9 protein-coding genes are annotated in these 11,065 nt (G+C 69.6%); 2 read left to right on the top strand and 7 right to left on the bottom strand.

All coding sequences use genetic code 11. From position 1 onward, the window contains the following. Window positions 1–133 precede the first annotated feature (133 nt). From ACZ4SA_RS15495 to ACZ4SA_RS15480, 4 genes are all read right to left on the bottom strand, one after another. Window positions 134–1,489, bottom strand: coding sequence for a replication-associated recombination protein A (locus ACZ4SA_RS15495; protein ID WP_468274247.1), 1,356 nt, complete (start codon window positions 1,487–1,489; stop codon window positions 134–136). Window positions 1,490–1,531: 42 nt separating this feature from the next. Further along, entirely contained in the window at window positions 1,532–2,164 is a 633-nt protein-coding gene (locus tag ACZ4SA_RS15490) for a vitamin K epoxide reductase family protein (RefSeq protein WP_468274245.1), read from the bottom strand. 169 nt (window positions 2,165–2,333) lie between these two features. Further along, a complete protein-coding gene (gene hisS, locus ACZ4SA_RS15485) occupies window positions 2,334–3,596 on the bottom strand; it encodes a histidine--tRNA ligase (RefSeq protein WP_468274242.1) in 1,263 nt (420 codons plus the stop codon). 13 nt (window positions 3,597–3,609) lie between these two features. Then, on the bottom strand, window positions 3,610–4,320 hold the full coding sequence (locus ACZ4SA_RS15480) for an MBL fold metallo-hydrolase (protein WP_468274240.1): 711 nt from the start codon (window positions 4,318–4,320) through the stop codon (window positions 3,610–3,612). 162 nt (window positions 4,321–4,482) lie between these two features. Between ACZ4SA_RS15480 and ACZ4SA_RS15475 the strand changes: the two genes are divergently transcribed. Together ACZ4SA_RS15475 and ACZ4SA_RS15470 are read left to right on the top strand one after the other, a co-directional pair. Next, a complete protein-coding gene (locus ACZ4SA_RS15475) occupies window positions 4,483–5,262 on the top strand; it encodes a peptidylprolyl isomerase (protein ID WP_468274237.1) in 780 nt (259 codons plus the stop codon). 173 nt (window positions 5,263–5,435) lie between these two features. Then, entirely contained in the window at window positions 5,436–6,665 is a 1,230-nt protein-coding gene (locus ACZ4SA_RS15470; protein WP_468274235.1) for a DUF349 domain-containing protein, read from the top strand. Window positions 6,666–6,740: 75 nt separating this feature from the next. On the opposite strand, the gene ACZ4SA_RS15465 is transcribed toward ACZ4SA_RS15470, so the two are convergent. The 3 genes from ACZ4SA_RS15465 to secF all read right to left on the bottom strand — a co-directional run bounded on the left by ACZ4SA_RS15465 (window position 6,741) and on the right by secF (window position 11,064). Continuing rightward, entirely contained in the window at window positions 6,741–9,224 is a 2,484-nt protein-coding gene (locus ACZ4SA_RS15465) for a RelA/SpoT family protein (protein WP_468274233.1), read from the bottom strand. Between the two features lie 191 nt (window positions 9,225–9,415). Beyond that, on the bottom strand, window positions 9,416–9,958 hold the full coding sequence (locus ACZ4SA_RS15460; protein ID WP_468274230.1) for an adenine phosphoribosyltransferase: 543 nt from the start codon (window positions 9,956–9,958) through the stop codon (window positions 9,416–9,418). After that, on the bottom strand, window positions 9,955–11,064 hold the full coding sequence (secF, locus tag ACZ4SA_RS15455; RefSeq protein WP_468274227.1) for a protein translocase subunit SecF: 1,110 nt from the start codon (window positions 11,062–11,064) through the stop codon (window positions 9,955–9,957). Before secF ends, ACZ4SA_RS15460 begins: the two co-directional genes overlap by 4 nt. Window position 11,065 lies beyond the last annotated feature (1 nt).

Genomic DNA, 11,065 nt, shown 5'->3' with positions numbered 1-11,065 from the left:
ACGCACACTCGCTGCGTTGTCGGAGTCATCCAAGTACGTCCAGTACGAGGATGATCCTCCGCCTTGCGATTGCACGCACCAGACGCCGCGGGCCCCGCCCTGCGGGCGGACGACGCTACTTTCGAAACACGCCCTAGCCGTCCTCGCCGCGCAGCCGCTCCCGTACCTTCTCCACCACGTCCGCGTACCGCGCCTCCGCGCCGTAACGCGTCGGCTCGTAGTAGCGCCTGCCGTGCACCGCGTCCGGCGCGTACCGCTGCGCGGCGATACCGCCCGGGACGTCGTGCGGATACACATATCCCTGGGCATGGCCGAGCTTGGCCGCGCCCTTGTAGTGGCCGTCGCGCAGGTGCGGCGGGACAGGGCCGGCCAGGCCGTTGCGCACGTCCTGCTGGGCGGCGGAGATCGCCGTCGTCGCCGCGTTCGACTTCGGAGCGAGCGCCAGCGCGATGGTGGCGTGGCTGAGGGTGAGCGCCGCCTCCGGGAAGCCGATCATGGCGACGGCCTGCGCCGCGGCCACGGCGGTCGGCAGGGCGGTCGGATCGGCGAGCCCGATGTCCTCGCTTGCCGAGATCATCAGCCGCCGGGCGATGAACCGCGGGTCCTCCCCCGCCTCGATCATCCGCGCCAGGTAGTGCAGCGCGGCGTCCACGTCGGAGCCGCGGATCGACTTGATGAGCGCGCTGGCGACGTCGTAGTGCTGGTCGCCGTCGCGGTCGTACTTCACCGCCGCGCGATCGACCGTCTCCTCCACGGTCTCGAGCGTGATCTCGCCCTCGCCCTTGTCGAGAGCCGCGCCCGCGGCGGCCTCCAGGGCCGTCAGTGCCCGGCGGGCGTCGCCGCCCGCGATGCGCAGCAGATGGGCCTCCGCGTCCTCGATGAGCGACACCGCGCCGCCCAGCCCCCGGTCCTCGGCGAGCGCACGCCGCAGCAGGCCGCGGACGTCGTCGTCGGTCAGTGACTCGAGAGTGAGCAGCAGGGAGCGGGAGAGCAGCGGGGAGATCACCGAGAAGTAGGGATTCTCCGTGGTGGCGGCGATCAGGGTCACCCAGCGGTTCTCGACCGCGGGCAGCAGGGAGTCCTGCTGGGCCTTGGAGAAACGGTGGATCTCGTCGAGGAAGAGGACGGTGTCCTTGCCGAAGCCGCCCGATGCGCGCCGGGCTCCGTCGATGACCGCGCGGACCTCCTTGACGCCGGCGGTGATCGCCGAGAGCTCAACGAAGCGCTTGTTGGTCGCCTTGGAGACCACATACGCCAGGGTGGTCTTGCCGGTGCCCGGCGGGCCCCAGAGGATCACGGAGGAGGCCCCGGCCGGTCCCGGCCCGCCCTCGCCGACGAGCCTGCGCAGCGGGGAGCCGGGCTTGAGCAGATGCTGCTGACCAACCACCTCGTCCAGGGTGCGCGGACGCATCCGGACGGCCAGGGGGCTGCTGGTCGGGTCCTTCTCCTGGCGTTCTTCGGCTGCGGCGGTAAACAGGTCGGGCTCCACGCTGTGCAGCCTATGTCAGCCCACTGACATCGCCGGGGCCGGTCAGCCGGTCCAGAAATCCCACCAGCGGGTCAGGATCAGCATCCCGATCACGCCCGTGTGCATCACGGGCAGGACCCAGGTGAACTCGTCGAGGAAGCCGCGCAGCCAGGCCGGGGCGCGCAGCAGCCCGTTGCGGATGTTGTGCGAGGTCACGTACCAGAACATGAAGATCGTGGCGACCCAGGCCAGACAGCACCACAGGCAGAGGGCGTTGATCTCGTACAGCGACTGGTACTGGAGCCAGGTGCAGAAGCCGACGCCGAACAGGCAGCCGGCGTTCAGACCGAGCCAGTACCAACGGCGGTAGCGGGCGCCCGCGAAGAGGGCCATGCCGATGGCGATCACCATGCCGTAGGTGACCAGGCCCAGCATCGGGTTGGGGAACCCGAAGACGGCGGCCTGGTCGCTCTCCATGATGTTGCCGCACGAGACAACGGGGTTGAGGCTGCACCCCGGTGTGAAGGAGGGGTCCTCCAGCAGCTTGAACTTGTCGATCGTGATGACCCACGCGGCGAGGAGCCCGGCGGCGCCGGTGACCACCAGCAGCCAGGCGAGACCCTTGCTGCCACCGACCGTGCGGGCGCCGGGCGCGCCGTGGTCGGTGGACATGTCGCTGGCCGCTGAACTCGTCATATCGCCGTTCCATCTCCGGGGCTGCTGAGGTCACGGTCATTGTGCCGCACCGGCACGGGTCCGCTCCGTTCGCTCCGGATAAGGAACACCCGAAAGCGGCGGCACAACGGCGCGGGAGGCCGGGGCAGTTGATCGCTCCGGGCCCCCGTCACCGCTGTGGCTGCCCGTGTCAGGCCAGCTTGGCCCGCATCTCGTCGACCACATCGGCCAGGGCCACGGGAGCCTGCTCACCGGACTCCATGTCCTTGAGCTGGACGACGCCGTCGGCGAGATCGCGCTCGCCGGCGACCATCGCGTACCGGGCGCCGCTGCGGTTGGCGTTCTTCATCGCGCCCTTGAGGCCCTTCCCGCCGTACGAGAAGTCCGCGGCGACGCCTGCCTTGCGCAGCTCGGTCACGACGCCGAACAGCACGCGCCGCGCCTCCTCGCCCAGCGGGACCGCGTACACGCTGGTGGCGGCCGGGATGTCGAGCTCGACGCCCTCCGCCTCCAAGGCCAGCACCGTGCGGTCCACGCCGAGCGCCCAGCCGACGGACGGCAGCGCCGGGCCACCGATCATCTCGGACAGGCCGTCGTAGCGGCCGCCGCCGCCCACCGCGGACTGCGAGCCGAGGCCGTCGTGGACGAACTCGAAGGTCGTGCGCGTGTAGTAGTCGAGACCGCGCACGAGCTTCTCGTCGTCCTGGAACGCGACGCCCGCCGCGCCCAGCAGCTCGCGCACCTGCTCGTGGTACGCCTTGCACGCGTCGCACAGGTAGTCGCGCAGCATCGGGGCGCCGGTCAGCTGCTTCTGCACCGCGTCGCGCTTGTCGTCGAGCACCCGTAGCGGGTTGATCTCGATACGGCGGCGGGTGTCGTCGTCGAGGTCGAGGTCGCGCAGGAAGGTCTGCAGCGCCTCGCGGTAGACGGGACGGCACTCCTTGTCGCCCAGGGAGTTCAGCAGGATGCGGAAGTTCCGCAGGCCCAGCGAGCGGTACGCCTGGTCGGCGAGGATGATCAACTCGGCGTCCAGTGCCGGGTCCTCCACGCCGATGGCCTCGGCACCGACCTGGGAGAAGTGCCGGTAGCGGCCCGCCTGCGGCCGTTCGTAGCGGTAGTACGAGCCCGAGTACCAGAGCTTCACGGGCAGGTTGCCGGCCTTGTGGAGGTTGGCCTCCAGCGCCGCGCGCAGGACGGACGCGGTGCCCTCGGGGCGCAGGGCGAGCTTGTCGCCGCCCTTGGTCTCGAAGGCGTACATCTCCTTGGTGACGATGTCGGTGGACTCACCGACACCGCGCGCGAAGAGTTCCACGTTCTCGAAGCCGGGCGTCTCGATGTAACCGTAGCCGGAGTTCTTCAGCGGGGTGGAGATCGCGTCGCGGACCGCGAGGTACGTCGCGGACCGCGGGGGGATCAGGTCGTACGTGCCCTTGGGGGCCTGGAAGGTACTCACGTGAGAAGTCTCGTCACATTCCTCGTCGGGGAGCGGGCGATACGCTCCCGAGGCCGGCGGCCACCTCGCGCAGATACGGGTTGGTGGCGCGCTCGCGGCCGATGGTCGTCTGGGGGCCGTGGCCGGACAGCACCACGGTCGAGTCGTCGAGCGGCAGGCACACCCGTGCCAGCGACCCGAGCATCTCGTCCATGTCGCCGCCGGGCAGGTCCGTACGTCCGATGGAGCCGGCGAACAGCAGGTCGCCCGAGAAGAAGACGGACGGAACGTCCGCCGACTCGGGCATCTGGAAGGTCACCGACCCCTTGGTATGGCCGGGCGCGTGCGAGACGGAGAAATCGAGACCGGCCAGACTCAGCGCCGCGCCGTCGGTGAGCTCCTTGACGTCGTCGGGCTCCCCGACGGTGATCTCGCCCATGAGCGGCATCCCGATGCTGCGGCCCAGCGCCTTCTCCGGGTCGCTCATCATGTAGCGGTCCGAAGGGTGGATCCAGGCCGGCACGTCGTGGGCCCCGCACACGGGGACAACGGAGGCGACGTGGTCGATGTGCCCGTGGGTGAGGACGACGGCGACAGGCTTGAGCCGATGCTTCTTCAGCGCGTCCTCGACACCCTCGGCGGCCTGGTGGCCCGGGTCGATGATCACGCACTCCTCGCCTGCGGCGGGGGCGACCAGATAGCAGTTGGTCCCCCAGGCCCCGGCGGGGAACCCGGCAATAAGCACGATCGTCCTCAGTTCGGTCGTCGTCGGACAGCTGCCTCACGTCGATTGCAGCAGATCAGAGCCTACCGGCGCTGCTCATCACACAGCCAACCCGTATACGGTACGGGCAGGCTCGGCGGTTATCACTACGCGACGTATTCGAACGTACAAGGAGAAGACCCGGTGGTCAGCAGCGATCAGCGGCGGCGGCAGCTCGCCAGGGAGAAGTTCGAGCGCCAGCAGCAGCGTCGGGAGCAGGCACGTCAGAAGGCCAGGCGGCGCAACGCGATCATCGCGTCGGCGCTCGCCGTGGTGCTCGCCGCGGGCGGTGGCGTGTACGCGATGGGCCTCGCCGGTGACACGAAGGACGACGCGGCACCCCTCGACGTACCACCGAGCGCCTCCCCCTCCGAGAGCAAAGCGCCCGAGCCTGCCATGTCGATCGACAAGAAGGCCAAGTACACGTACGCGCTGAAGACCAACCAGGGCGCGATCACGATCGCCATGGACGCCGCGAAGACGCCGCACACGGTGAACTCGTTCAAGTCGCTGGCGGACAAGGGCTACTTCGACGGCACGAAGTGTCACCGCCTGACCACACAGGGCATCTTCGTACTGCAGTGCGGCGACCCGAAGGGCGACGGCACCGGCGGCCCCGAGTACACGATCCCCGACGAGAACCTGGCCGGCCTCGGCAAGCCGGGCGCCGACGGCTCGGTCACGTACAAGGCGGGCACGGTGGCCATGGCCAACACCGGCCAGCCGAACTCGGGCGGCAGCCAGTTCTTCCTCGTCTACAAGGACAGCAAACTGCCCCCCACCTATACGCCGTTCGGCACCATGGACGCCAAGAGCCTGAAGGTCGTGCAGGGCGTGGGCAAGGCCGGGGCCCAGGGAGGCGCACCGGACGGGGCGCCCAAGAAGGCCGTCACCGTGCAGAAGGCCACGGTCACAAAGGTGTGAGCCGGGCAATTTCGGCCGCGCTGAGTGCGGACAGCCGGGCGGCCGGTCGCCTAGATTGGCGTTGTGCAGCGCGCTGCATTCGCGTTGTGAGGGGCGGGCGAGGCCCGTCCAGGAAACTGTGGACGATGCCCGGGGGGACAAAACCCTCGCCGGCATCAGGTTGAGGAGGCGCTGTGAGCAGCGACCCGTGGGGCCGTGTCGATGAGACGGGCACCGTGTACGTGCGAACGGCCGAGGGCGAGCAGGTCGTCGGATCGTGGCAGGCCGGGACTCCGGAGGAGGCTCTGGCCTACTTCGAGCGCAAGTACGAGGGCCTGGTGGTCGAGATCGGCCTCCTCGAGCGGCGGGTGAAGACGACCGACCTGTCGGCGAAGGACGCCCAGGCCGCCATCGACCATCTGCGTCAGCAGGTGGAGGAGCACCATGCGGTGGGTGACCTCGACGCGCTGCGGGTACGGCTCGACGCGCTGGTGGCGACGGTCGAGAAGCGTCGCGAGGAGCGCAAGGCCCAGAGGGCGAAGCAGAACGACGAGGCGCGGCAGGCCAAGGAGGAGCTGGTCACCGAGGCCGAGGAGCTGGCGCAGAGCGAGCAGTGGCGCGCCGCCGGCGAGCGGCTGCGCGCGCTGGTGGACACCTGGAAGGGCCTGCCGAGGCTCGACCGGAAGTCGGACGACGAGCTGTGGCACCGCTTCTCGCACGCGCGCTCCGCGTTCTCCAAGCGCCGCAAGGCGCACTTCGCCTCGCTGGACGCCCAGCGCGAGGAGGCGCGGCAGACCAAGGAGAAGCTGGTCGCCGAGGCCCAGGCGCTCTCCGGATCCACGGACTGGGGTGTCACCGCGGCCCGCTACCGCGACCTGATGACCCAGTGGAAGGCCGCGGGCCGTGCCCAGCGCGAGGCGGAGGACGACCTGTGGAACCGCTTCCGCGGCGCCCAGGACGTCTTCTTCGCGGCGCGCAGCGGGGTGTTCGCCGAGCGCGACGCAGAGCAGGCGGAGAACCTCAAGCTCAAGGAGGAGCTCGCCACCGAGGCCGAGAAGCTGGTGCCGGTGACCGATCTCAAGGCCGCCCGCGCCGCCTTCCGTTCGATCAACGAGCGCTGGGAGGCCATCGGCCATGTGCCTCGCGACGCCCGGCCCAAGGTCGAGGGCCGGATGCAGGCGGTGGAGCGGGCTCTTCAGGAGTCCGAGGAGAACGAGTGGCGCCGTACGAACCCGGAGGCGCGTGCGCGTGCCGAGGGTCTGACGGGTCAGCTGCAGGCGGCCGTCGACAAGCTGCGCGGGCAGATCGACACGGCCCGCGCACAGGGCAACAACGCCCGCGCCGACAAGCTGGCCAAGGAGCTCGAGGGCCGTCAGGCGCTGCTGGACCAGGCGGTGAAGGGTCTGCAGGAGTTCGGCGGCTAGTTCTTCGCCGTAGCTCGTGACGAAGGGGCCCCCGCCGGTGGCGGGGGCCCCTTCGTCACGAGCTACGGCGATCCGTCAGGGTCGTCGCGCCGAGGTCACGCGGTAGACGTCGTAGACGCCCTCCACGCCCCGAACGGCCTTCAGGACGTGGCCGAGGTGCTTGGGGTCGCCCATCTCGAAGGTGAAGCGCGAGGTGGCCACCCGGTCGCGGGAGGTCTGCACGGCCGCCGACAGGATGTTGACGTGCTGGTCGGACAGGACCCGGGTCACGTCGGACAGCAGGCGCGAGCGGTCGAGCGCCTCGACCTGGATGGCGACGAGGAAGACCGACGACTGCGTCGGGGCCCACTCGACGTCGAGGATCCGTTCGGGCTGCTGCGACAGCGAATCGACGTTGACGCAGTCCGCGCGGTGCACCGAGACGCCGCTGCCGCGGGTGACGAAGCCGATGATCGGGTCGCCCGGCACCGGCGTACAACAGCGGGCCAGCTTGACCCACACGTCCTCGACGCCCTTGACCACCACGCCTGGGTCGGCGTTCTTGCGGCGCTTGGTGCGGCTGCGCGAGGGCGGGATGGACTCGGCGATGTCCTCGTTGGCGGCTTCCTCGCCGCCGAGGGCCTGCACCAGTTTCTGCACGACGCCCTGTGCGGCGACATGTCCCTCGCCGATCGCCGCGTACAGGGACGAGATGTCGGGGTAGCGCATCTCGTGTGCCAGGGTGACCAGCGAGTCCCCGGTGAGGATGCGCTGGATCGGCAGGTTCTGCTTGCGCATGGCCCGCGCGATGGCGTCCTTGCCCTGCTCGATGGCCTCGTCGCGGCGCTCCTTGGAGAACCAGGCGCGGATCTTGTTGCGCGCCCGCGGCGACTTGACGAAGCCCAGCCAGTCGCGGGAGGGGCCCGCGCCCTCGGCCTTGGACGTGAAGACCTCGACCAGGTCGCCGTTGTCGAGGGTCGACTCGAGCGGTACGAGCCGGCCGTTGACCCGTGCGCCTATGGTGCGGTGGCCCACTTCGGTGTGCACCGCGTAGGCGAAGTCGACGGGCGTGGCGCCCGCGGGGAGCGCTATCACGTCGCCCTTGGGCGTGAAGACGAAGACCTCGTTGCGCGACAGGTCGAAGCGCAGGGACTCCAGGAACTCCCCGGGGTCCTCCGTCTCCTTCTGCCAGTCCAGCAACTGCCGCAGCCAGGCCATGTCGTTGACGGTGTCCTGCCCAGCGGTGCCCTTGCCGGCCTTGGGCACGTCCGTGCGGATCTTGGACGCGCCGGCGACGGTCTCCTGCTTGTACTTCCAGTGCGCCGCGATGCCGTACTCGGCGCGGCGGTGCATGTCGAAGGTGCGGATCTGCAGCTCGACCGGCTTGCCGTTGGGGCCGATGACCGTCGTGTGCAGCGACTGGTACATGTTGAACTTGGGCATCGCGATGTAGTCCTTGAACCGGCCGGGGACCGGATTCCATCGCGCGTGCACCGTGCCGAGGGCGGCGTAGCAGTCGCGGACCGTGTCGACGAGGACGCGGATGCCCACCAGGTCGTAGATCTCCGCGAAGTCACGGCCGCGGACGATCATCTTCTGATAGACGCTGTAGTAGTGCTTGGGGCGGCCGGTGACGGTGGCCTTGATGCGGGCGGCGCGCAGGTCGGACTGGACCTCGTCGGTCACTATGGCGAGATACTCGTCGCGCTTGGGCGCCCGTTCGGCGACGAGGCGGACGATCTCGTCGTACATCTTGGGGTAGAGGATCGCGAACGCGAGGTCCTCGAGCTCCCACTTGATGGTGTTCATGCCGAGGCGATGGGCCAGCGGCGCATAGATCTCGAGGGTCTCGCGGGCCTTCTTCTCCTGCTTCTCCCGCTTGAGATAGCGCATGGTGCGCATGTTGTGCAGGCGGTCGGCGAGCTTGATGACCAGGACCCTCGGGTCCTTGGCCATGGCGACGACCATCTTGCGGACGGTCTCCGCCTGCGCCGCCTCGCCGAACTTGACCTTGTCCAGCTTGGTGACGCCGTCGACCAGCAGCGCCACGGAGTCGCCGAAGTCGCGGCGCAGCTGCTCCAGGCCGTACTCGGTGTCCTCGACCGTGTCGTGCAGCAGTCCGGCCATCAGCGTCGCCGGGTCCATGCCGAGCTCGGCGAGGATGGTCGTGACCGCGAGCGGATGCGTGATGTACGGGTCGCCGCTCTTGCGCTTCTGGCCGCGGTGCCAGCGCTCGGCGACCTGGTAGGCGCGCTCGACCTGGCGGAGCGTGGACGTCTCGATCTTGGGGTCGTTGCTGCGCACGATCCGCAGCAGGGGCTCCAGCACCGGGTTGTACGGCGAGGAGCGCTGCACGCCCAGGCGCGCGAGACGGGCGCGCACACGGTTCGAGGAGCCGCCGCTGCGGGGCCCGGTGGGCGGCATGGGCTTGGGGGCGGTGACGGGGACCGGGCGCACTCGCTCGGGCACGGCGGGCTCCGCCCGCTGTGTCTGCTTCGGCTCGGGCGTGACAGGGGCTGCCGCGGCCTTTTCGGCCTTCTTGTCGGGCTGCGCGGCGGCGGGCTGGGCCTCGTCTGGCAAGAGCGCTCCTCGTGCGGGTCCGGGTCCCCGGTCAGGCCCCGGAAAGCCCATCGTATCGACCTTGGCCGTCCCGATCGCGTCCGGAGGGGAGGCTGCTCACAACGCGAGACGGGCACCCGGTTGTTCCCGGGTGCCCGTCTCGGCGGTCGGCAGACCTCGAACCGGTGGACAATCCACTGGTCAGGGCGGCGTCAGAGGGTGATCAGGGCCTCCATGGGCGCCCCGTCGAGCGCCGGCTCGAGCCGTGCCCGGCCGCCCAGGAATCCCAGTTCCATCAGGACCGCGACGCCCGCCACCTCGGCACCGGCCCTGCGGATCAGCTCCAGGGAAGCCTCCGCGGTACCGCCGGTGGCAAGGACGTCGTCGATGACCATGACGCGGTCGCCCGCGCTGAGGTCCTCGGCGTGCACCTCGATCTCCGCCGTGCCGTACTCCAGCTCGTACGCCTGCGACAGCGTCGCTCCGGGGAGCTTGCCCGCCTTGCGCACCGGGATGAACCCGATGCCGGCGCGGACGGCCACCGGCGCGGCCAGGATGAAACCGCGGGCCTCGAGGCCCACGATCTTCGTCGCACCGTGCCGGACGCAGTAGTCGGTCAGGACATCGGTCAGCGCGGTGAACGCAACCGGGTCCGCGAGCAGCGGCGTGATGTCCTTGAACATCACCCCCGGCTTCGGATAGTCGGCGACGTCGCGGATGCGGCTGAGCAGGAGCTCCTGGGTGGTGGCCGTCATCGGCGCCTTCCCGAGGGGCGGCCCCGGCCGCGGCCGCGGGGGCCGACGACCGCGGCGGCGGGAGCTGCGTCGCCCGGCTCCTCGTCGTGCGGCTCACCCACCCCGTCACCCTCGTCCTGCCCGCTCCCGCCCTTGGCGGCAGCGGCAGCGCGCTTGGCGAGCACCCGCTTCTTCAGGGCCTTCATCTGCGGGTCGCGTTCCTTGAGGTCGGCGACGAGCGGGGTGGCGATGAAGATCGACGAGTAGGCACCGGCCGCGAGACCGACGAACAGCGACAGAGAGATGTCGTTGAGCATGCCCGCACCGAGGAAACCGCCGCCGATGAAGAGCAGGCCGGCGACCGGCAGCAGCGCGACGACGGTGGTGTTGATGGAGCGCACCAGGGTGCTGTTGATGCTGCGGTTGGCGATCTCGCTGTAGGTGAAGCGGGTCTGCTTGGTGATGTCCTTCTGGCCCTCCTTGAGGCTGTCGAAGACGACCACCGTGTCGTACAGCGAGTAACCGAGGATCGTCAGCAGACCGATGACCGTACCGACGGTGACCTCGAACCCGACGAGGGAGTAGATACCGACCGTGATGGTGATGTCGTGGATCAGCGCGACCAGGGCCGCCACCGCCATGCGCCACTCGAAGGCGATGGCGAGGTAGATCACGACGAGGAGCATGAAGATGCCGAGGCCGGTCCAGGCCTTGTTGGCGATCTGCTCACCCCAGCTGGGTCCGACGAGCTCGGAAGCGATGGTGTTCGCGGGGATGCCGAGCTCCTGGGCGATGTCCTTGCCCACCTGATCGGCCTCACCGGGGCCCACACCGCTGATCTGGATGCGCAGACCACCGGTGCCCAGCTCCTGCACGATCGGGATGTGCTCGGAGACGGATCCCGCCGCCTCCGTGGCCCGGCTGACGCTGACGTCCGCCTTCGGCGTCGTGAAGACCGCGCCGCCCTTGAACTCGATGCCCATGTTCAGGCCCTGAACGGCGAGGGCGACGATCGCGGTGATCGTGATCAGGATGGAGACGCCGTACCAGAGCTTGCGCTTGCCGACGAAGTCGTACCCGACCTCGCCCTGGTAGAGCCTGGCGCCGAGATTGCCGAGTCGGGACATC

It is taken from the genome of Streptomyces sp. NPDC027962, assembly GCF_055566095.1.
This window is presented reverse-complemented; position numbering and strand designations above follow the sequence as displayed.